The following is a 20,858-nucleotide window of genomic DNA, read 5'->3' as shown; positions in this document are numbered from 1 at the left end:
CAAAATGAGCCGCATCGACGAAAGCAAGGAGTTCATCCCTGTCCGTATCGCCGTGTTGACCGTGAGCGACACGCGCGATGCCGCCGACGATAAATCCGGCAACACGCTGGTCGACCGGATCGAGGCGGCGGGGCATATCCTGGCCGATCGGATGATCGTGCGCGACGAGCGCGACCAGATTGTCGAGCAACTGCGCGAATGGGTGAATGACGACCGTGTCGACGTGGTGATCTCGACGGGCGGCACCGGCCTGACCGGGCGCGACGTGACGGTCGAGGCGCATCGCGAGATCTACGAAAAGGAGATCGACGCCTTTGGCACGGTCTTCACCATCGTCTCGATGAAGAAGATCGGCACCAGCGCGGTGCAGTCGCGCGCCACGGGCGGCGTTGCGGGCGGGACATACCTGTTCGCCCTGCCCGGCAGCCCCGGCGCCTGCAAGGATGCATGGGACGAAATTCTCGAGCCGCAGTTCGATTATCGCCACGCCCCCTGCAATTTCGTGGAAATTATGCCACGTCTTGACGAACATCTGCGACGGAAATAGCCGCGACGCACGTAAAACCCCTGCGAGCTTGGCCTTTTCGGCCAATCTCCCTACAGTCTTGTCATGCCCGAAGGGCCAAGTTTTCAGGGGTTTGAGTCACCCGTATGCGTTTTCTTCGTCAAAGCCTGACCGGCCTGTTCCTGCTGTCGCTGACGCTGGGTCTGCTGGTTTATGCCGGCCAGATCATTTTTTCCGCCGTGCAGGAACGGATGGCGGACGAGCCGCGCATGCCCGAGCGGCGCGAACGGGTTTTTGCCGTCAACGTGGTCGATGCGCGGGAACAGACGGTTACACCGGTTTTGACCGCCTATGGCGAGATTCAGAGCCGCCGGACGCTGGAAATTCGCGCCAAGACGACCGGCACGCTGGTGACGCTGGCCGACAATTTCGAAGAGGGCGGCGTGGTCGAGGAAGGCCAGCTTCTGGCGCAGGTCGACCCGGCGGATGCGGAGTTTGCCCTGAACCGCGCCGAGAGCGAGTTGACCGACGCCAAGGCCGAAAAGAAAGAGGCCGTGCGCGCGCTGGAACTGGCGCAGGATGAGCTGGCCGCGGCCGAGGAACAGGCCACTCTGCAGGAAAAGGCCTATCAGCGGCAGGTTGATCTCGAGGATCGCGGCGTCGGCACCTCGGCGGCGGTGGAAACCGCGGAACTGGCCGCCGCGCAGGCGCGGCAGGCCGTCATCGCCCGCCGTCAGGCGCTGGCCGTGGCCGAGGCCCGGATCGACCAGGCCGAGACCGGCCTGGCGCGGGCCCGGATTGCGTTCGACGAGGCCGAGCGGCGTTTGGAGGATACCCGCATTGTCGCGGGCTTTTCCGGCACGCTGAGCGATGTCTCGGTGGTCGAGGGCGGGCTTGTCTCGGCCAACGAGCAGATCGGCACGCTGGTCGATGGCAACGCGCTCGAAGTGTCCTTTCGCGTCTCGACTCCGCAATATGGCCGCTTGCTGAACGACTCCGGCGACCTGCTGAAGGCGCCTGTGAGTGCCCTTCTCAGCGTTTACGGCCTCGACCTCGAAGCCAAGGGCGTGATCAGCCGGGAAGGTGCCGCCGTGGGCGAAGGCAGCACCGGGCGGCTTCTGTTCGCGCGGCTATACGAGGCCCCGGCAATGAAACCCGGCGATTTCGTCACCGTCCGTATCGAGGAGCCGCCGCTCGAGCAGGTCGTGCGCTTGCCGGCCTCTTCGCTGGGGCCGGATGGCAACGTGCTTGTGCTGGACGAGGAGAACCGCCTGGAAACCCTGGCCGTCACTGTCATGCGGCGGCAGGGTGACGATATTCTCGTGCGCGGCGACGCGCTGCCCGGCGCGCGTGTCGTGGTGGAACGCACGCCGCTTCTGGGCGAGGGCATCAAGGTTCGCCCTCTCAATCCGGGCGCAGAGGCCGAGGCGGAAGACCCCGGCACGCTGGAACTGACCGCCGCCCGCCGCGAACGGCTGATGGAATTCGTGCAGGCCAGCGGCGACATGAGCGCCGCCGTCAAGCGCCGCCTGCTGGGCCAGTTGGAACAGACCCGCGTGCCTGCCCGCGTCGTCGAACGGCTTGAACGCCGGATGGGGGGCTGACGCCTTGGCCCGCGCCCCCTCTCCCCGCGTGGCCGGCGTGCTTTCGTACTTCACGCGCCACCGCACCGCCGCCAACCTGCTGCTTGTCGTGCTCGTCGTGCTGGGCCTGGCTGCTCTGCCGAAGATGCGCGCTCAGTTCTTCCCCGACGTGGTCATCGACAGCGTCAGCGTCTCGGTCATGTGGGAAGGCGCGAGCGCCGAGGATGTCGACAACGCCATCGTCCAGTTGCTCGAACCGGTTCTGCTCGCCGTCGAAGGCGTGGAGAGCACCGAGGCCAACAGCCGCGAGAATGCGGCCACGATCAGCATGGAGTTCGAGCCCGGATGGGACATGAGCCGCGCCGCCGACGAGGTACAGGCGGCCGTCGACACCATCACCACCCTGCCCGAGGACGCCGAGGAGCCAGAGGTCAGGCGCGGGGCCTGGCGTGACCGGGTGACCGATGTGGTTCTGACCGGGCCGGTGGGCACGGAGCAGCTTGGCCTTTTCGCCGACGAGCTCGTGACACGGTTGTTCGACGTGGGTGTGACCCGCACAACCATCCGCGGGGTAGCCGCCCCCGAGACCATCATCGAGGTGCCGTCGACGAACCTTATCGCCTATGACATCACCATGGCCGAGATCGCCGCCGCCATTGGCGCGGAGGTAGACGCCAACCCGGCGGGCGACGTGGAAGGCTCGAACACCCGCGTGCGCACCGGGGTCGAGAAACGAGACGCCGACCAGATTGCCGCCATCGTCCTGCGCTCGAATCGCGACGGGACCAAGCTGACCGTGGGCGACGTGGCGACCGTGCGGGTCGAGGGTGTCGACAGGGACCGGCAATACTTCGTCGGGCCGAACCCGGCCATGTCGGTGCGGGTCGACCGGTCGGCCCAGGGCGACGCCATCGCCATTCAGGAGCGGGTCGAAGAGGTCGCCGCGGCGCTTGAGAACACGCTGCCCGAAGGGGTTGAGCTGTCGTTGATCCGTACCCGGGCCGAGGCGATATCCGGGCGCTTGAACCTGCTGCTCGACAACGGGCTGACCGGGCTGGGGCTGGTTGTGCTGCTACTGTTTCTTTTCCTCAACGCGCGCACCGCCTTCTGGGTGGCGGCCGGCATTCCGGTGGCCCTGCTGGCGGCCGTTGCGATGATGTATATCGGCGGGCTGACTTTCAACATGATCTCGCTTTTCGCACTGATCATCACGCTGGGCATCGTGGTCGACGACGCCATCGTCGTGGGCGAACATGCCGATGCGCGGGTGCGGAAGCTGGGCGAAGCCCCGGCCGAGGCCGCCGAACGGGCGGCGCACCGCATGGCGCTTCCGGTCTTCTCGGCCACGCTGACCACGCTGATCGCCTTCTTCGGGCTGGTTGCCATCGGCGGGCGGTTCGGCGACCTGATCATCGACATCCCCTTCACCGTGATCGTGGTGCTTTTCGCCTCGCTGGTGGAATGCTTCCTGATCCTGCCCAATCACATGTCGCACGCGCTGGCCCATTCGGCCAAGGCGCATTGGTACGACATGCCGAGCCGAGTTGTGAACCGCGGGTTCGTCTGGGTGCGGGACCGGCTGTTCCGGCCTTTCATCGGGCTGGTGATCCGGGCGCGGTATGTCGTCTGCGCCGGTATCATCGTGGTACTCGCCTCGCAGGCTGCCCTTTTCATCAAGGGTGACGTCACCTGGCGGTTCTTCAACGCGCCCGAGCAAAGCAGCGTCACCGGCAACTTCATGATGGCACCCGGTGCGACACGCCAGGACTCGATCGAGATGATGCGCGAGATGCAGCGCGCAACCGAGGAGCTGGGGGCGGAATACGAGGAACGGTACGGCCGCAACCCGCTGGCCTTCGTGCTGGCCGAGATTGGCGGCAATACCGGCCGGGGCCTTGCCGGGTCGGACACGAAGGATGCCGACCAGCTGGGCGGAATTTCCATCGAACTGATCGACGCCGACCTGCGCCCCTATTCCAGCTTCGCCTTCGTGGGCGAGTTGCAGGACCGTGTCGAACCGCACCCGATGGCCGAAACGGTCAGCTTCCGCGGCTGGCGTTCGGGGCCTGGGGGCGATGCGCTTGACGTGGAATTCTACGGCGCGACCGCCGATACGCTGAAGGATGCGTCGGAAGCCTTGAAAACGGCGCTTTCGCGCTTCCCCGAGGTTTCGGCGGTCGAGGACAACCTCGCCTACGACAAGGAAGAGCTGATCCTCGAGCTGACCCCGCAGGGGCAGGCGCTTGGCTTTACCATCGACGAGCTGGGCCGCGTGTTGCGGCACCGGCTGACGGGTATCGAAGCCGCCACCTACCCCGACGGCCCGCGCAGCGCAGAGGTGCGGGTCGAGCTGCCCGAGGGGGAGCTGACCGCCGATTTCCTCGAAAGGATGCAGATGCGCACGCCGTCCGGCACCTACGTGCCGCTGGCCGATATCGTCAGCGTCGACCGGCGCACCGGGTTCTCCACCGTGCGGCGCGAAAACGGGCTGCGGCTGATCAGCGTGACCGGGGATATCTCGGAAGACGATGCCTCGCGCGCGTCGGAGATCATGGAGGCGCTGGAAGAGGACATCCTGCCCGAGATCGCCGCCACCCACCAGGTCGAGTGGGATCTTTCGGGGCTGTCGGAGCAGGAAGACGACTTCCTTAACGATGCCCGCCTCGGGTTGGTACTGACGTTGACGGGCATCTATCTTGTCCTCGCCTGGGTCTTTGCCAGCTGGACACGGCCGATGGTGGTGATGGCGGTCATTCCCTTCGGCCTGATTGGCACAATCTATGGGCACTGGGTGTGGGATGTGCCATTGTCGATGTTCACGGTTGTGGGTCTGCTGGGCATGACCGGCATCATCATCAACGACTCGATCGTGCTGGTCACCACAATCGACGAATATGCCAAGGATCGCGGCGTCATTCCGTCGATCATCGACGGGGTGGCCGACCGGTTGCGGCCGGTGATGTTGACCACGCTGACGACCGTGCTGGGGCTGGCGCCGCTGCTGTTCGAGCGGTCGCAACAGGCGCAGTTTTTGAAACCCACGGTCATCACCCTCGTCTACGGGCTAGGCTTCGGGATGGTACTGGTGCTTCTGCTGGTGCCTTCGCTGATCGCTATCCAGCACGATCTGAAGCGTCGCACGGGGGCGTTGCGCCGGGCGCTGTCTGTGCCGGTTGCCTCGGTTCGCCTCGCTGTCGTCGGGGCACTTGCGGCCATCGTGGCGTGGCTGGCGGTTACAATGGGCGTGACGCTCGTCTCCGGCGCGCTGCCGCCGTTGTTCACGCAGGCCTTGCCGATGCTGGCAGGACCGTCGCCGATGGTGGCGGCACTTGGGCTCTACCTGGCGGGGGCGATGCTTATCGTGCTGCTGGTGCTGATCGGGGCCGGGCTGACCTATCTCGTGAAGCAGCGTCAGCCGGCCGGGCAGCCCTGAATATCCACCGCCCGCGACTTGCCGACCACGGTAATCCGGATGCCAGAGCGGTTCAGCGCGAAAGACCGGCCCTCGACGTGGTAAAGCCGCGTCTCGGCGACCAACCGCCCCCCCTGTCGTGCCGTCTTGGCCGGAGAGACCCAGATGCGCGGGTCGTCGACCTCGACGATGGCGGTCTCGTTGCCGCCGGTGCGGGGCATGTCGATTTCGGCGCGCAGGCCGATACCGTCTTCTATGGGCGAGATGCGGCAGGAGACGCGGGCCACTTTGGCCTCCTTCGCGGAATACGGCCGGCTGGCCAGGGCCGCGGCGATGCGCGGGTCGGGCTTGCGGGTGTTTCCGGGCAGCGTGCCCGTCACCTGAAGTTCGACCGGCACGCAGACATCCTTGCAGACACCCATCTCGATCTTGCCGTTCAACCTCACGTCGCGCCCCGCCTGCCCCGGCGCCACGCGGATCGGCAGGATCACCGAATCCTTGTAACCGATGGTGCGCAGCCCGTCCTCGACCGTCACGGTGGGCGTGGGCCAGACGATCTCGACCCCGGTCAGGTTGCCGGAGCGGCGCCAGTCGAACTGTGGGGGGATGCCCGAGTCGCCGGGTGCACGCCAGTAGGTCTTCCACCCCGGTCGCATCCGCACCTCGAGCCCGGCCACGTGCACGCCGCTGGCCGTGCGCCACCCGGGCAGCACGCGCATCTCAACAAGGTCCGACCCCTGCTGGGCGCGCGCGGGCCCCAGCGACAGCACCACGCAAAAGGCGGCAGCGAAAAAGCGGAAAGCTTTAGACATCATGAACCTGAAATGGGCGAAAAGCGTTGAAATGCCAAGTCACTTTACGGCGAGGCGCCCGCGGGATTCCAGCGGCGTGTCTTATCGCATGCTTGCACTAGGGCAGGCCAACCCCCATCATTGAGGGAACAGACACTTGTGGAGATTCAGTTTGAGCGAGATTGACCTGAACGGAAAGCTGCTGATTGCGATGCCGGAAATGGGCGATCCGCGTTTTGCCTATTCGGTCATATTCATGTGCGCCTATTCCGAGGAAGGCGCGATGGGGCTTGTGATCAACAAGCCGACCGACGACCTGAGGCTGACCAATCTGCTCGAACAGCTTGAAATCTCTCAAAGCGACGACGCCCGGGACATCGCGGTGCATTTCGGCGGCCCGGTGGAACACGGGCGCGGCTTCGTGCTGCACGATTACGGCTATCACTCGTCGATCTCGACACTGGACGTGACCGATGATTTCGCCATGACCGCAACGCTCGACATCCTCGAGGACCTGGCCCAGGGCCGTGGGCCGGGGCATGCCATCATCACCTTGGGATATGCCGGCTGGGGGCCCGGTCAGCTTGAAGGCGAAATCGCACAGAACGCTTGGCTGACCTGCGAGGCCGATGCCGAGCTGGTGTTCGAAACACCCGACGCGATGAAATGGGAGGCGGCGCTGAAGAAACTCGGCATCAGCGCCCTGACCCTGTCGGCGGAGGCGGGGCGCGCGTAACGCCCCGCGCCGGGATCAGTTGGCGTAGTTCGAGCCTTCCTCGTCGAGGATCGCCATCAGTTCGGCAAGGTGACGGTCGGCCTGGCTGGGGTAATCCTCGATCTCCTGCGCCGTCTTCTCGGCGATTTCGTCCGACAGAACGCGCAGCGGCTGGCCCGTCTGAAGCGCGCGGATATAGGTCTCGGCGGCGCGCTCGAAATAGTACAGACGGTTGAAGGTCTCGGCCACGGTGGCGCCCATCACGAGAATGCCGTGGTTGCCCATGATCATGACGGTCTTCTTGGGGTCCTGCAGTTGCGAGGCGCAGCGGTCGCCCTCTTCCTCGAAGGCCAGCCCGCCATAGCCGTCGTCGATCACGTAGCGGTTGAAGAAGGTGGCGCAGTTCTGGTCGATGGGCGGCAGGGTGCTGTCGGCGAGGCTCGCCAACACCGTGGCATGAATGGAATGCACGTGCATGACGCAACGGTGATGCGGGCATTGACGGTGGATCGCGCCGTGCAGGCCCCATGCCGTCGGGTCGGGTGCGCCGGGCAGGTTCAGCGTTTCGGGGTCGTTGGCATCTATGAGCAGCAGGTCGGAGGCCTTGATGCGGCTGAAATGCACCTGGTTGGGGTTCATCAGGAATTGCGTGCCGTCCTCGTTCACCGCCAGAGATAAATGGTTGGCCACGGCCTCGTGCATGTTGAGGCGTTCGGTCCAGCGGAAGGCGGCTGTCAGCTCGACGCGCTCCTGCCAATTCGAGATGTTGGGGGTGTGGGCGGTCTGGGCGGCGCTTGTCATCTGGGTCTCCTGTTATCCTTTGCGGTAAGGTGCCAGCCCGGGGCGGGCTTTACAAACGATGGATTCGGCGGCATGCCATTAAGAAAATTAATGGATATGTCGTGCGTCACTCATGACCGGCCGATCACTTCCCCCGCTGACCTGGCTGCGCGCCTTCGAGGCCGCGGCGCGGCACCTGTCGTTTACAGTTGCAGCGCAGGAGCTGAACCTGACCCAGTCAGCCGTCAGCCAGCATGTGCGCAATCTCGAGGACCATCTCGGGCGTGAATTGTTCATCCGGCGCACGCGGGCGCTTCAACTGACAGAGGCGGGGGCGAACTATCTGCCCACGGTGCGCGAGGCCTTCGACGTGCTGGCCCGCGGGACGCGGTCGTTCATCGGCGGCGACCGCGACAACGCCCTGATCCTGCAATGCAACATGGCTTTTTCGGTGTACTGGCTGGCGCCCCGCCTGCACCGGCTTTACGCCGCGCATCCGTGGCTGGTGCTGAACATCGTCACCGCCTTGTGGGATCCCGAGATACACGCCCGCGATGCGGCGATAAAGATCCGCTTCGGCCGGCCGGGCGACATGTCGGGCGACGCCACGCGGCTGACATGGGATGTCTGCCGGCCCGTGTGTCACCCGGATTACATGGGCGGTGCCCCCGACTTCGCCCGGGCGCGGCTTTTCGACTGTGCGGGCATCATGGGAAACTGGGAATCCTGGTCGCGGCATACCGGGCGGCCGTTCGACGAGGCCCGGGGCGTGAACCTGTCCTCGACCTACGTGGTGGCGATCGAGGCGGCGCTTCACGGGGCGGGTATGGCCATGGGGCACGAGACGCTGACCCATGACCTTGTCGAGGCGGGCCGGCTGATCGAGCCGTTCGGCGACACGGCCCCGCTGCCCGAGGGCTATTTCCTTCTGCCGCCCCCCCAGCACGAGCAGACGCCAGCGACGCGCGCCTTTACCGACTGGCTGTCGGAGGAAGTTGCGGCCTGCCCCTATGCCTTCACCGGCTGAGCGGTTACCCGATCAGCGCGTTGACATGGGCCACGACGCTGCGGGCAAGCGGGCCGGGCTCGTAGCCGCCCTCCAGCATCGACAGGATGCGGCCCTGAGCGTGCCGGCCCGCCACGCCGACCAGTTCGGTCGTGAGCCAGCGGTAATCGTTCTCGGTCAGCGACAGACCGGACATGTCATCGAGCATATGCGCGTCGAACCCGGCCGAGAGGAACAGGAACTCCGGCTCGAAGGTCTCCAGTGCCGGAAGCCAGTGCTCGCGGATTGCCTCGCGGAAGGCTTCGCCGCCGGTTCCTGCGGGCAGCGGCACGTCGACAAGATTGGTCGAGTCGCTTTCATGCCCGGTGAAAGGGTAGAACGGGTGCTGGAAGGTCGAGCAGAACAGGATGCGCGGGTCGGAATGGAAGATCTCCTCGGTTCCATTGCCGTGGTGCACGTCGAAATCGAGGATGGCGATCCGCTTGAACCCATATGTCTTCAAGGCATGTGCCGCGGCGACGGCGATGTTGTTGAACAGGCAGAACCCCATCGCGGTGTCATGGGTGGCATGGTGACCCGGCGGCCGAATGGCACAGAACACCGGGTTGGCCTCGTCCTTCATGATCAGGTCGACCCCCATCACGCCGGACCCTGCCGCATGAAGGGCGGCGGGCAGCGTTCCGGGCGACATCATCGTATCGCCGTCGATCTCGACGCTTTCGCCGGGCCCCGGCGCCGATTCGAAGATCCGGGCGATGTAGTCGGGGTCATGCGCGCCCTCGAGCTGTTCGCGCGTGACCTCGGGGGCATCGTAGTGCCGGATGACATAGTCGAGCCCCGACATGATCAGCTGGTTGTTGATGGCATCCAGCCGCTCCGGCGTATCCGGGTGCATCGGCCCCGCATCATGGTGGTGGCACGACGGATGAGAAATGAATCCGAGCATGGCGCCCTCCTCAGAGCCAGCGTTCGACGATCACGACATCCCGGTCGTCGGGGTCGGGTGTGACGGTGAAGCCAAGCTCCTCCATCAGGTGCAGCATCGGTGTGTTCTCCCGCAGGACCGAGCCTTCGATCTTGTCGAGGTCATGGTCGCGCGCCGCGTCGAACAGCCCCTTCATAAGACGCGTTCCAAGACCGTGGCCCTGCATCTTGTCCGACACGACGATGGCGAATTCGCAGCTGGTGTTGTCGGGGTTGATGACGTAGCGGGCGACGCCATGCTGTTCCCCGCTGCCGTTTTCGCCCACGACGGCCACCAGCGCCATTTCGCGGCGATAGTCGATCTGGGTGAAACGGGCGAGCATTTCCTCGGACAGCTCGTTCACCGTGCCCATGAAGCGGAACCGCTTGGCCTCGACCGACAGGTCGCGCACGAAGGCGGCTTCGGATTCCGCATCCTCGGGGCGGATCGGCCGGATGGTCAGGGGCCGGCCGTCGGACAGGAAATCACTGGTGACCAGATGCCGGGGGTAGGGATGGATGGCGACGTGATCATAGGGGCCGTCCTTGGACGGCGGCCGCGCCAGCCGGATACGGGCGTCGACGGCCAGCACGCCGCCCGGACCCGCCACCAGCGGGTTGATGTCGAGCTCGACGATCTGGGGCAATTCGCAGACCATGTCGGAGACGCGCAGCAGCACGTCGATCACCGCGGACCGGTCGACTGCCGGCCGGTCGCGGAACGCATCCAGCAGCCGGGCCACGCGGGTGCGGTTGATCAGCCGGTTCGCCAGCACCTCGTTCAGCGGTGGCAGCGAGACGGCGCTGTCGCGCAGGATCTCGACCATCGTGCCCCCGGCCCCGAACAGGATGGCAGGCCCGAAGATCGGGTCGCGACTGACGCCGATCACGAGTTCACGCGCATCCTCGACATGGGCCATCGCCTCGATCGTGACGCCCTTGATCCGCGCCTCGGGGCGCAGCCGCTGGGCCGCCAGGGTGATCTCGCGCACCGCCTGCTTGACCTCGATGGCGGAGCCCACGCCGAGGCGCACGCCGCCGACGTCGGATTTGTGGGTGATCTGCGGCGAGTTGATCTTGACCGCGACCGGGTAGCCCACCGTTTCAGCGGCAATCAGCGCGTCGGAGGCTGTGGCGGCCTCGATGGTGATGTTGATCGGAACGTGGAACGCGCGCAGCAGGGCCTTTGATTCGATATCCGAAAGCATTGTCCGGCCATCCGACAGCGCCCCGTTGACGATCATCCGCGCGCCTTCAAGATCCGGCGGCTTGTCGTCATGCAGCGGGCCCGGCACCTCGTTGGCGAGCCGCCGGTGTCGATGGTGCTGGGCAAGGTAGGAAAACGCCTCGACCGCCTTTTCCGGCGTGGTGAAATCGGGGATGCCGGACGAGGACAGCAGCTTGCGCCCCTCGGTCACCGCCGTTTCGCCCATCCAACAGGCCAGCACCGGCTTGCGGTTGGAGGCCGGGATCGCGTCGAGCACCGCCTGCGCCGCGGCTGTCGCCTCGGTCATCGCCTGCGGGGTCAGCATGGCAAGCACGCCGTCGAAATTCGAATCCTCCAGGGCCGCGCTTACCGCGGCGGTGAACTGTTCCGGCGAGGCATCGCCCAGGATGTCGATCGGGTTGGCGCGCGACCAGTAGGGCGGCAGGACGGCGTCGAGTTTCTTCAACGTCTCCTCCGAGGGTGCACTCAGTTCGACACCGAGGTCCCCGGCCCGGTCTGCAGCCAGCACCCCGGCACCGCCCCCGTTGGTGATGATGCCCAACCGTTTCCCGTTGGCCCGCTTGCCCGGCGACAGGATTTCGGCCGCCGCGAAAAGCTCTCCGAAGGTGCGCGTGCGCACGGCGCCGGCCCGTGCGAGCGCGGCGTCGAACACCGCATCGTCGCCGATCAGCGCGCCGGTGTGGGTGTGCGCGGCGTTCGAGCTTTGTGTATGGCGCCCGGCCTTGAGCACGATCACCGGCTTGGTTCGCGCGGCGTTGCGCAGGGCCGATATGAACGAGGGCGCGTCATGGATGCCTTCGACGTATAACAGGATCGCCGAGGTCTTGGGGTCGGTGGCGAGGAAATGCAGCACGTCGCCGAAATCCACGTCGAGCGAGTTGCCCAGCGAGACCAGCGCGGAAAAGCCAAGGTGATGCGGGCCGGCCCAATCGGAAATCGCGGATATGAGCGCGCCCGACTGCGAGACCAGCGCCAGCCGGCCCTTGGGCGTCTCGGACCGCAGGAAGGTGGTGTCGAGGTTCAGCCAGGGCCGCACCATGCCGACGCAGTTGGGCCCGAGGTAGCGCACCCCCGCCTTGCGCGCCGCCATCTCGAGCTTGCGGGCGTTGTCCTGGCCGGGGCTGCCACCTTCGCCGAAGCCCGCCGACAGCACGATCGCGTTGGTGGTGCCGGCCATGCCGCATTGGCGGATGATCTCGGGCACCACGGCCGCCGGTGTCGCGATCACCGCAAGGTCGGCCGGCCTGGCCAGCCGCGAGATGTCGGGCACGCAGGTCATGCCGTGAACGCTTTCGTATTTCGGGTTCACCGGGATCAACTCGCCCTCGTAGCCGGCCCGCAGGATGTTCGAGAACACGCGGCCGCCGACCGAGGTCTTGCTTTCCGAGGCGCCGAACACGGCCACGGACTCGGGGTTGAACATCGGGCTGAGGGGGCTGCGATCCATCGCGCGGTCTCCGGTCAAGGGCTGTGCCGGCCCGTTGAACCGCACGGAAATGACAACCGCGCGACGCGCCGGGCGTGCCAGCCATCGCGCCCCAGACGACCCTTTGCCTTGACCTGAGTCAAGCGCGCGCCTCGCCATCGCGACGGAAGCCCGGAAAGGTGCTGATTTCATCACAGCCCCTGACCGGGCGCGGCGCGGCGAGCCTGTTTCCTGCCGTCGGAACCGTCCTTGACGGCGCGCACCATTGCGACCGCCCTGATGCCCTGCTGAAAATTACGGCAGGCGGGCCGCTTCGCCTGCCCGGGTGATTGAGCCTCGGGGAAAACCATGTAGCCTGCCGGCCAGTATCTGGAGAACGGCAGAATGCAGGCACCTGAAACAGACGGGATGACAGGCCCGCCGCTCGACCTGATCGTGATCGGGGCGGGGTTTGGCGGCATCGGCATGGCAGCCAAGGCGCTGAAGGCCGGGCTGCGGGTGCTGGTGCTGGAGCGGGCCGGCGATGTTGGCGGGACGTGGCGGGACAACATCTATCCCGGCTGCGCCTGCGATACGCAATCGCACCACTACAGCTATTCCTTCGCCATGAACCCCGACTGGTCGCGCATCTATGCGACGCAGCCGGAGATCCTGTCGTACCTGCGGGATACGGCCAAGCGGTTCGGGGTGACAGACCACCTGCGCTGTGGCGCGGGGGTCACCCGTGCGTGTTGGGACGACGCGCAGGGGAAATGGGCCGTCACGACCGAGGACGGGGCAACCTTTACCGCGCGCTTCGTGGTCTCGGCCGTCGGCCAGTTGAACCAGCCGATGATTCCCGATTTCGCGGGGCGCGATGCCTTTGGCGGCAAGCTCATGCACACGGCGCAGTGGGATCCGGAGTACGACCTCGCTGGCAAACGCGTGATCGTGATCGGCAATGCCGCCAGCGCCATCCAGGCGATTCCGCAGATCGCACAGGTGGCAAAGCACCTGACCGTCTTGCAACGCTCGCCCAACTGGCTGGTAGCAAAGGGGGACCGCCCGTTCGAGCCCCACGAGAAGCGGCGCTTCCGCGCCCTTCCCCTTCTGCAAAGGCTCTACCGCTGGTCGATCTACTGGCAGTGGGAGCGCAGCTGGCCGGAATTCATCGACGGGTCGCGCCAGTCACGTCGGCAGACCGAGGAAACCCGCAAGCATATCGCGGCCGAGGCCGGCGACCTGGCGCCCGAGCTGACACCGGATTACCCGCTGGGCTGCCGCCGCATCCTGCTGGCCGACGACTATTTCCCGGCGCTTCAGCGCGACAACGTGAGCCTTGTCACCGGTCAGGTCGAAACGCTCACTCCGGACGGGCTTCGGACCAAGGGCGGGCAGCACATCGAGGCCGACTGCATCGTGCTGGCCACCGGTTTCCACGCCCGGGATTTCCTGCCGGGAATGGAGGTCGAGGGCCGCGACGGGCAAACGCTTTCCGAGACGTGGGAGAAAAGCGGCGGACCGGAAGCCTATCTGGGCATCGCCGTGCCGGGCTTTCCCAATTTCTTCCTGCTCTATGGGCCGAACACCAATCTCGGTCACAACTCGATTGTCTTCATGCTGGAATGCCAGATCCGGTACGTCCTGCGTGCCATTGCCCGCGTGCGCGGGCGCGGCGACAGTCAGATCGAAGTGACGCAGGGGGCGCTCGACCGCCGGCGCGAGGTTCAGGAGCGCGAGCTGGCCCGCACGGCATGGGCCGGCCGGTGCACCAGCTGGTACAAGACCGCGACGGGCAAGATCATCAACAACTGGTCGGCGGGCACGTTCAAGTACTGGTGGCTAACGCGACGCCCGAATCTACGCGACTTCACCACGCGCTGAGGCGCGGCAGTGATCGGGTTCAGTTTCCAGGGAATTGGTAGCGGAGGAGGGACTTGAACCCCCGACACATGGATTATGATTCCACTGCTCTAACCAACTGAGCTACTCCGCCGAGCCGTGGCGCTAGGTAAGGCAGCCCGGCGGTCCCGTCAAGCCCGAATTGGCCCGGTTTATCCCTGTGGCAGAAGCGCCTCGATCCGGCTTGTGATGGCCGCCGATTCCGGCAGCGTGGCCGAGCCCCAGGTGCCTGCCACCGACCCGTCCGGCGCGAGCAGCACCTTGTTGAAATTCCACGACGGCTCCCAGCCTGCGCTGTCGGCCAGCCACTTGTAGAGCGGGTGCGCCCCTTCGCCCCGTACCGGGGTGATCGTGGTCATCGGCAGGTCGAGGTCGAAGTTGAGCGCGCAGAAATCCTTGACCTGTTCGTCACTGGCCAGCTCCTGCTTGAAATCTTGCGAGGGCACGGCCAGCACCACGAGCCCTTGCTCGCGGTAGGTGTCGTAAAGCGCCTGCAGACCGTCATACTGGGGCGTGAAGCCACAGCGCGAGGCCGTGTTGACCACCAGAACCGGTTTTCCCGCCCAGTCGGCCAGCGACAGCGTGCCGCCGTCGATCGAGTCGAACTGCCAGTCTCGCTGCGCCGACAGCGCGGCGGTGGCGCTCAGAAGCAGGGACATGAGCAGAACAAGTATCGAACGGGGGGCAATGGCGGCAATCATGACGGTCTCCGAAGGCAGGTTTGAGCGGGAAGATAACGCGGCGGCAGCGCCTGTCCACTCCCCGCTTGCCCTTGGCCGGACACTGAAGCAGATTGCCGCCATGACAGACCGCATCCTCGAAGATCTCGCCGCCATCACCGGCCCGACCCACGTGCTGACCGGCAAGGACGCCGCCCCCTGGTCACAGGACTGGGCCGACATGTACCACTGGACGCCGCTGGCCGTGGTCAAGCCGGCCAACACGGAGGAGGTCGCGGCCATCATCCGGCTGGCGAACGAGGCGGGTGTGCCCGTGGTGCCGGTTTCAGGCAATACCGGGCTGGTCAAGGGCACCAATGCCGAAGGGGCGATCATGCTGTCGCTTGCCCGGATGTCGGCCATCCGCGACATCAACCCCAAGGGTCGCACCGCAACGGTGGAGGCGGGCGTGATCCTGTCGTCGCTGCACGAGGCCGTGGCCGAGCATGACCTGATCTTTCCGCTGACCTTCGGTGCGCGCGGCTCGGCCATGATCGGCGGGGCGCTGTCGACCAATGCGGGCGGGTCGAACGTGGTGCGCTATGGCAGCACGCGGGGCCTGTGCCTCGGGATCGAGGCGGTGACGCCCACGGGCGAGGTCATGAACCTGATGAGCGCGCTGCACAAGGACAACTCGGGTTATGACCTGCGCGACCTGCTGATCGGGGCGGAAGGGACGCTGGGGGTGATCACTGCCGCGGTCGTGAAGCTTTTCCCGAAGCCCCGCGCCTATGCGACCGCGATGGTCGCGGCGCCGGATGTGACGCGGGGGCTGGAGCTGTTGCATATCCTGCAGGCCGAGACCGGCGGCGCGGTGGAGGCGTTCGAATACATGCCGGGCGCTTATATCGACGCGCATCTCAAGCGCTTTCCCGATGCCCGCCCGCCCTTCGAGGAACGTCACGAGGTGAACATCCTTGTCGAGGTCGGTGCGCTGGCCGCCCGGGATGCCGAACCGGGACCGGATGGCGAAGTGCCGATTGCCGCGCATCTCGAAGACGTGCTGGGGCGTTTGTACGAAAGCGGGGCGGTGGTCGATGCCGTGGTCGCCAAATCGGATGCGCAGCGGGCCGAGATGTGGGCGCGCCGCGAGGCGGCGGCGGAGGTCTCGCGCCTGCGTGATCCGATCGTCGACAACGACATTGCCGTGCCGCTCGACCGGATGCAGGAGCTGCTGGAACGGACCAAGGCGCGGGCCAGGGCGCTCGACCCCGGGGTCGACTTCCTGCACGTGGCGCATATGGGCGACGGCAACCTGCATTTCGCGGCGTGGCCGGAAACCACGGACACCGATATTCACCGCGCCATGGGCGAGGCGGTGGAGGAAGAGACCATCGCGTTGGGCGGGTCGTTCTCGGCCGAGCACGGGATCGGGTTGTCGAAGCTGCCGGCAATGGGGCGCTACAAGGATCCGGTGGCGATGGAGGTGATGCGCACCATCAAGCGGGCGCTCGACCCCAATGGGATCATGAACCCGGGCAAAGTGCTGCCCTGACAGGGCCGCTCATCCGCCCTTTCGGGCGGTCTCGCGAGGCGCGCCTGCAAGGGCGCGATGAGCCGTCACTCGCGCCAGTCGAAGAAACCCGGTCCCGCCTGTTCCAGCAGCTTGCGCGCCATTTCGGCGCCCAGCGCCGGGCCGTCCTCGATGGGCGCGCTGGCGTCGTCCGAGAGGCATTCGCTGCCATCGGGCCGCAGGATTTCACCGCGCAGCCGCAGCGTGCCGCCATCCAGTTCCGCAAGCCCCGCAATCGGCGTCTCGCAGGACCCGTCGAGCGCGGCGAGGAAGGCCCGTTCCGCCGCCAGCCGCTGGCCCGTCACCCCGTCGTGGATCGCCGCCAGCATGTCGGCCACGCGTATGTCATCGCTGCGCCGCTCGATCCCGATGGCGCCCTGCGCCACGGCAGGCAGCATCTCTTCCGGAGCGATCGCCGCCCGTGCCACCTCAGGCCGGCCCAGCCGGTTCAGCCCCGCCATGGCGAGAAATGTGCAGGCCGCCACGCCATCGTCGAGCTTTTTCAGCCGGGTTTGCACGTTGCCGCGAAACTGCACCACGTCCAGATGCGGATAGCGCACCAGCACCTGCGCCCGCCGGCGCAGCGACGAAGTGCCGACCTTGGCGCCTTCCGGCAGATCCTTGAGCCCCGCCGCGCCAGGCGAGACGAAGGCATCGCGCACATCCTCGCGCGGCAGGTAGGTGTCGAGCAGCAGCCCGCCGGGCTGCTCCACCGGCATGTCCTTCATCGAATGGATTGCGATGTCGATCTCGCCCGACAGGAGCGCTTCTTCGATCTCGCGGGTGAAAAGCCCCTTGCCGCCCAGTTCCTTCAACGGCGTGTCCGAGGCGATCATCGCGCGGTTGTCGCCCGTCGTCTTGATGACGACGATCTCGAACGCCTCGGGCGACAGGTCATGCGCCGCGGCCAGCCTGTCGCGCGTCTCGTGCGCCTGCGCCAGCGCCAGCGGCGAGCCGCGCGTGCCGAGTTTCAGGGGACGGGTCGGAGAGGGCAAATCCTGTGTCATGGCGCCGGTCTAGACCTGTAAACCGCGCCTGACAAGCGCGGGGTGCTTGACATTGTGACGCCGGGGGGTGACCACGTGGCCGAAAGGGAGGCTCCAGATGGCTGCGACGAAGACGATCCTGAAGGCGCTGGCGGGCGAGGCGCAGGATGTACCGCCGATCTGGATGATGCGGCAGGCCGGGCGGTACCTGCCCGAATACCGCGCCACCCGGGCCGAAGCGGGGGATTTCCTTTCGCTGTGCTATAACAGCGACCTGGCGACCGAGGTCACGCTGCAACCCATTCGCCGTTACGGCTTCGACGGGGCGATCCTGTTTGCCGATATCCTTCTGGTGCCGCAGGCGTTAGGGGCCGATCTGTGGTTCGTCACGGGCGAAGGGCCGCGGCTGTCGACGATCACGCAGCAGGCCGAGTTCGACGCGCTGAAACCGGCCTCGGACATTCATGAGACGCTGTCGCCGATCTACCAGACGGTGCGCAACCTGTCGGGCGCCCTGCCCTCCGAGACCACGCTCATTGGCTTTGCCGGGGCGCCATGGACCGTGGCGACCTACATGATCGCCGGGCGCGGCACGCCCGACCAGGGGCCGGCGCATGCGCTGAAGGCCGAGAACCGGCCGCTCTTCGAGGCGATCATCGACCGGCTGACCGAGGCGACGATCGAATATCTTTCGGCACAGATCGAGGCCGGCGCGGAATGCGTCAAGCTGTTCGACAGCTGGGCAGGGTCGCTGAGCGGCGAGGATTTTGACAAATACGCCACTGCCCCGGCCAAGCGCATCGTTGCCGAGTTGAAGGCGCGGCATAACGACATTCCCGTTATCGCCTTCCCCCGGCAGGCGGGCGAGAAATACATCGGCTTCCACGCCGCCACCGGCGCCGACTGTGTGGCGGTCGACGATTCCGTGACACCGGAATGGGCGGCCGAGAACGTGCAGGTTTCGGGCTGCGTCCAGGGCAACCTCAAGTCGTCGCACATGGTCACCGGCGGCGACGATCTGGTGCGCGAGACCCGGCATATCGTCGAGGCGTTCCGGGGCGGGCCGCATATCTTCAACCTCGGTCACGGGATCACGCCGGATGCGGACCCCGATAATGTGCAACTGATGATCGACACGGTGCGGGGCATGGGGCGTGGCGGCTGAAACCGACCCTCAACGGCTGCCTTAATCCGACATTTTTCGCGTCGCATTCAGTCGCGCGCATGTGACGTTTTTCAAGGCAGGCTGGTCTCACCAAGGAGACCGGCCAGATGAACACCCATTACCGCGACACCCGCAAGATCGACCCGACCAAGGGCGCCGTTCTGGGCGACAACACCCCAAACGATGCGGACCGGATCGAGATCGGGCCGACGCAGCTGGCCTTTCGCGAATGGGAGATGGCGGGGCTGCAACTGCCCGACCTGCAGGCGATGCGGCGTTACCGGTGGGAGCGGCTGACGCAGCATATCGTCGAGCGCGGCTATGCCGGGCTTCTGGTCTTCGATCCGCTGAACATCCGCTATGCCAGCGACTCGACCAACATGCAGCTGTGGAACACGCATAACCCGTTCCGGGCGCTGCTGCTTTGTGCCGATGGCTACATGGTGATGTGGGATTACAAGAACTCGCCCTTCCTGAGCACCTTCAACCCGCTGGTGCGGGAACAGCGCAGCGGGGCGGACCTGTTCTATTTCGACCGGGGCGACAAGGTGAACGTGGCCGCCGATATCTTCTCGAACGAGGTGCGGATCCTGCTGGAGCAGCACGCGCCGGGGAACAAGCGGCTTGGCGTCGACAAGATCATGCTGCACGGGCTGCGCGCGCTCGAGGCGCAGGGGTTCGAGATCATGGAGGGCGAGGAGCTGACCGAGAAATGCCGGTCGGTCAAAGGGCCGGACGAAATTCTCGCCATGCGCTGTGCCAGCCACGCCTGCGAGGTCGCCGTCGCCTCGATGGAGGCCTATGCCCGCACCAACGTCCCCGCCGGGCAGACCTCGGAAGACGAGATCTGGGCCGTGCTGCATGCCGAGAACATCAAGCGCGGCGGCGAGTGGATCGAGACCCGGCTTCTGGCTTCGGGCCCCCGCTCGAATCCGTGGTTCCAGGAATGCGGGCCGCGTCTGGCGCAGAATAACGAGATCATATCGTTCGACACCGACCTGATCGGCAGCTACGGCATCTGTGTCGACATCTCGCGCAGCTGGTGGATCGGCGATGAAAAGCCCCGGCCCGACATGGTCTATGCCATGCAGCACGCGCATGAGCACATCATGACCAACATGGAAATGCTCAAACCGGGTGTCACCATTCCGGAGTTGACCGCGAACACCCATGTGCTCGACGACAAGTACCAGGCGCAGAAATACGGCTGCCTGATGCATGGCGTGGGGCTGTGTGATGAATGGCCGCTGGTCTGTTACCCGGACAAGGCCGTCGACGGGGCGTTCGACTATCCGCTGGTGCCGGGCATGACGCTTTGCGTCGAGGCGCTGGTGGGAGAAGTCGGCGGGGATTTCTCGATCAAGCTGGAAGACCAGGTGCTGATCACCGAGGACGGCTACGAGAACCTGACGAAATACCCGTTCGATCCGGCGCTGATGGGCGAACGGTAAGGGCCGGCATTACCCCTTGCAGACCCGGTCGCGCCCGCCACGCTTGGCGGCGTAGAGCGCCGCGTCGGCGCGGCCTATGGCAGCCCCCAGATCTTGCGCCGTCTTGACTTCGGTGACGCCGAAGCTGGCGGTGACGGGGTGCTCGGCCCCGTCGATCAGGACCGGGTTGTTCCGCAACCGTGCGCAAAGGCGCTCGGCCACGCGCTGCCCTTCGCCGGGTGTGGTACCCGGCAGGAGCATCAGGAATTCCTCGCCCCCGAAGCGGGCGAGCAGATCTTCCTTGCGGCTGTTGCGGCCGAGGACCTCGACCACGTGGCGCAGGGCCGCATCCCCGGCCAAGTGACCGAGGCGGTCGTTGAACCCCTTGAAATGATCGATATCGGCCACGATCAGGGTCGCCGGAACGCCGCCCATCTCTGCCGCGCAGCGGTGGAAGGCCGGGCGGGTGAGGGCGCCGGTCAGCGGATCCCGGTCGCGCGCGGCTTCGAGGCTGACGGTCAGGCGGTAGATATCCCGCAGCCGCAGACCGACGAAAAACGAGATCGGCAGGGCCAGCGCGACGGTGATGATTGACCCGGAAAACCGCAGGCCACCCACGACATCGGCCGGATACATCAGGCTTTGCAGGGCAAAATTGCCCGCAAGCGCCACCGCCGTGATCGCGGCGGCAAAGACCCGCACATCGCGCATATGTTTCAGACGTAATTGCACAGCGCACTCCACTTCGCCGACCG

The 20,858-nt window shown here is 65.9% G+C and carries 16 protein-coding genes and 1 tRNA gene; 9 read left to right on the top strand and 8 right to left on the bottom strand.

Annotation, left to right across the window (positions count from 1 at the left end; genetic code table 11):
* Nucleotides 1–4: 4 nt before the first annotated feature.
* From moaB to RIdsm_RS02315, 3 genes are all read left to right on the top strand, one after another.
* Nucleotides 5–547, top strand: a complete 543-nt coding sequence (gene moaB, locus RIdsm_RS02325) for a molybdenum cofactor biosynthesis protein B (protein WP_057816222.1) — start codon at nt 5–7, stop codon at nt 545–547.
* 104 nt (nt 548–651) lie between these two features.
* A complete protein-coding gene (locus RIdsm_RS02320) occupies nt 652–2,109 on the top strand; it encodes an efflux RND transporter periplasmic adaptor subunit (protein ID WP_057816223.1) in 1,458 nt (485 codons plus the stop codon).
* Between the two features lie 4 nt (nt 2,110–2,113).
* Entirely contained in the window at nt 2,114–5,521 is a 3,408-nt protein-coding gene (locus tag RIdsm_RS02315; protein ID WP_057816450.1) for an efflux RND transporter permease subunit, read from the top strand.
* On the opposite strand, the gene RIdsm_RS02310 is transcribed toward RIdsm_RS02315, so the two are convergent.
* Nucleotides 5,500–6,315, bottom strand: coding sequence for a protein-disulfide reductase DsbD domain-containing protein (locus tag RIdsm_RS02310; RefSeq protein ID WP_057816224.1), 816 nt, complete (start codon nt 6,313–6,315; stop codon nt 5,500–5,502). The genes RIdsm_RS02315 and RIdsm_RS02310 overlap by 22 nt on opposite strands.
* A gap of 187 nt (nt 6,316–6,502) precedes the next feature.
* On the opposite strand from RIdsm_RS02310, the gene RIdsm_RS02305 reads away from it, so the two are divergent.
* Nucleotides 6,503–7,027, top strand: a complete 525-nt coding sequence (locus RIdsm_RS02305; RefSeq protein ID WP_057816451.1) for a YqgE/AlgH family protein — start codon at nt 6,503–6,505, stop codon at nt 7,025–7,027.
* Nucleotides 7,028–7,042: 15 nt separating this feature from the next.
* Here the strand turns inward: RIdsm_RS02305 and RIdsm_RS02300 are convergent, their stop codons facing one another.
* Complete coding sequence (locus RIdsm_RS02300; protein ID WP_057816225.1) at nt 7,043–7,807, bottom strand: class II aldolase and adducin N-terminal domain-containing protein; 765 nt, start codon at nt 7,805–7,807, stop codon at nt 7,043–7,045.
* Between the two features lie 112 nt (nt 7,808–7,919).
* Between RIdsm_RS02300 and RIdsm_RS02295 the strand changes: the two genes are divergently transcribed.
* A complete protein-coding gene (locus RIdsm_RS02295) occupies nt 7,920–8,813 on the top strand; it encodes a LysR family transcriptional regulator (RefSeq protein WP_057816226.1) in 894 nt (297 codons plus the stop codon).
* A gap of 4 nt (nt 8,814–8,817) precedes the next feature.
* Here RIdsm_RS02295 and RIdsm_RS02290 read toward each other — a convergent pair whose 3' ends face one another.
* Together RIdsm_RS02290 and RIdsm_RS02285 are read right to left on the bottom strand one after the other, a co-directional pair.
* Nucleotides 8,818–9,738, bottom strand: a complete 921-nt coding sequence (locus RIdsm_RS02290; protein WP_057816227.1) for a histone deacetylase family protein — start codon at nt 9,736–9,738, stop codon at nt 8,818–8,820.
* Between the two features lie 10 nt (nt 9,739–9,748).
* The gene (locus RIdsm_RS02285; protein ID WP_057816228.1) at nt 9,749–12,430 is read right to left on the bottom strand and encodes a bifunctional acetate--CoA ligase family protein/GNAT family N-acetyltransferase; all 2,682 of its coding nucleotides are present in this window, start codon (nt 12,428–12,430) and stop codon (nt 9,749–9,751) included.
* A gap of 363 nt (nt 12,431–12,793) precedes the next feature.
* On the opposite strand from RIdsm_RS02285, the gene RIdsm_RS02280 reads away from it, so the two are divergent.
* The gene (locus RIdsm_RS02280; RefSeq protein WP_057816229.1) at nt 12,794–14,272 is read left to right on the top strand and encodes a flavin-containing monooxygenase; all 1,479 of its coding nucleotides are present in this window, start codon (nt 12,794–12,796) and stop codon (nt 14,270–14,272) included.
* A gap of 35 nt (nt 14,273–14,307) precedes the next feature.
* Here RIdsm_RS02280 and RIdsm_RS02275 read toward each other — a convergent pair.
* Nucleotides 14,308–14,384, bottom strand: a tRNA-Met gene (locus RIdsm_RS02275).
* Nucleotides 14,385–14,442: 58 nt separating this feature from the next.
* A complete protein-coding gene (locus tag RIdsm_RS02270) occupies nt 14,443–14,949 on the bottom strand; it encodes a glutathione peroxidase (protein ID WP_236553228.1) in 507 nt (168 codons plus the stop codon).
* A gap of 142 nt (nt 14,950–15,091) precedes the next feature.
* Between RIdsm_RS02270 and RIdsm_RS02265 the strand changes: the two genes are divergently transcribed.
* Nucleotides 15,092–16,504, top strand: a complete 1,413-nt coding sequence (locus RIdsm_RS02265) for an FAD-binding oxidoreductase (protein ID WP_057816452.1) — start codon at nt 15,092–15,094, stop codon at nt 16,502–16,504.
* A 65-nt stretch (nt 16,505–16,569) separates the two neighbouring features.
* On the opposite strand, the gene hemC is transcribed toward RIdsm_RS02265, so the two are convergent.
* Nucleotides 16,570–17,529, bottom strand: coding sequence for a hydroxymethylbilane synthase (hemC, locus tag RIdsm_RS02260; RefSeq protein WP_057816231.1), 960 nt, complete (start codon nt 17,527–17,529; stop codon nt 16,570–16,572).
* A 97-nt stretch (nt 17,530–17,626) separates the two neighbouring features.
* Here hemC and hemE point away from each other — a divergent pair, with 97 nt between their 5' ends.
* Both hemE and dddP read left to right on the top strand, forming a co-directional pair.
* Nucleotides 17,627–18,673 (top strand): uroporphyrinogen decarboxylase, encoded by a 1,047-nt coding sequence (hemE, locus tag RIdsm_RS02255; protein WP_057816232.1) that lies wholly within the window; start codon nt 17,627–17,629, stop codon nt 18,671–18,673.
* A 107-nt stretch (nt 18,674–18,780) separates the two neighbouring features.
* Nucleotides 18,781–20,124 carry a dimethylsulfonioproprionate lyase DddP gene (dddP, locus tag RIdsm_RS02250; protein ID WP_057816233.1) on the top strand — a complete coding sequence of 448 codons (1,344 nt, stop codon included), beginning with the start codon at nt 18,781–18,783 and terminating at the stop codon, nt 20,122–20,124.
* A 9-nt stretch (nt 20,125–20,133) separates the two neighbouring features.
* On the opposite strand, the gene RIdsm_RS02245 is transcribed toward dddP, so the two are convergent.
* The gene (locus RIdsm_RS02245; RefSeq protein WP_057816234.1) at nt 20,134–20,814 is read right to left on the bottom strand and encodes a GGDEF domain-containing protein; all 681 of its coding nucleotides are present in this window, start codon (nt 20,812–20,814) and stop codon (nt 20,134–20,136) included.
* Between the last annotated feature and the right edge of the window lie 44 nt (nt 20,815–20,858).

The sequence above is a fragment of the Roseovarius indicus genome (assembly GCF_008728195.1).
Lineage (GTDB): Bacteria > Pseudomonadota > Alphaproteobacteria > Rhodobacterales > Rhodobacteraceae > Roseovarius > Roseovarius indicus.
Note: the sequence above shows the minus strand (reverse complement) of the source record. Positions and strands in the feature narration are given on the sequence as shown.

Excerpts from the sequence above, each read along its gene's own strand:
- RIdsm_RS02295 (WP_057816226.1), top strand. The coding sequence starts at position 7,920 with ATGACCGGCCGATCACTTCCCCCGCTGACCTGGCTGCGCGCCTTCGAG.
- hemC (WP_057816231.1), bottom strand. The coding sequence starts at position 17,529 with ATGACACAGGATTTGCCCTCTCCGACCCGTCCCCTGAAACTCGGCACG.
- RIdsm_RS02300 (WP_057816225.1), bottom strand. The coding sequence starts at position 7,807 with ATGACAAGCGCCGCCCAGACCGCCCACACCCCCAACATCTCGAATTGG.
- RIdsm_RS02310 (WP_057816224.1), bottom strand. The coding sequence starts at position 6,315 with ATGATGTCTAAAGCTTTCCGCTTTTTCGCTGCCGCCTTTTGCGTGGTG.
- RIdsm_RS02285 (WP_057816228.1), bottom strand. The coding sequence starts at position 12,430 with ATGGATCGCAGCCCCCTCAGCCCGATGTTCAACCCCGAGTCCGTGGCC.
- dddP (WP_057816233.1), top strand. The coding sequence starts at position 18,781 with ATGAACACCCATTACCGCGACACCCGCAAGATCGACCCGACCAAGGGC.
- RIdsm_RS02245 (WP_057816234.1), bottom strand. The coding sequence starts at position 20,814 with ATGCGCGATGTGCGGGTCTTTGCCGCCGCGATCACGGCGGTGGCGCTT.
- RIdsm_RS02270 (WP_236553228.1), bottom strand. The coding sequence starts at position 14,949 with ATGTCCCTGCTTCTGAGCGCCACCGCCGCGCTGTCGGCGCAGCGAGAC.
- RIdsm_RS02280 (WP_057816229.1), top strand. The coding sequence starts at position 12,794 with ATGCAGGCACCTGAAACAGACGGGATGACAGGCCCGCCGCTCGACCTG.
- moaB (WP_057816222.1), top strand. The coding sequence starts at position 5 with ATGAGCCGCATCGACGAAAGCAAGGAGTTCATCCCTGTCCGTATCGCC.
- RIdsm_RS02320 (WP_057816223.1), top strand. The coding sequence starts at position 652 with ATGCGTTTTCTTCGTCAAAGCCTGACCGGCCTGTTCCTGCTGTCGCTG.
- hemE (WP_057816232.1), top strand. The coding sequence starts at position 17,627 with ATGGCTGCGACGAAGACGATCCTGAAGGCGCTGGCGGGCGAGGCGCAG.
- RIdsm_RS02265 (WP_057816452.1), top strand. The coding sequence starts at position 15,092 with ATGACAGACCGCATCCTCGAAGATCTCGCCGCCATCACCGGCCCGACC.
- RIdsm_RS02290 (WP_057816227.1), bottom strand. The coding sequence starts at position 9,738 with ATGCTCGGATTCATTTCTCATCCGTCGTGCCACCACCATGATGCGGGG.
- RIdsm_RS02305 (WP_057816451.1), top strand. The coding sequence starts at position 6,503 with ATGCCGGAAATGGGCGATCCGCGTTTTGCCTATTCGGTCATATTCATG.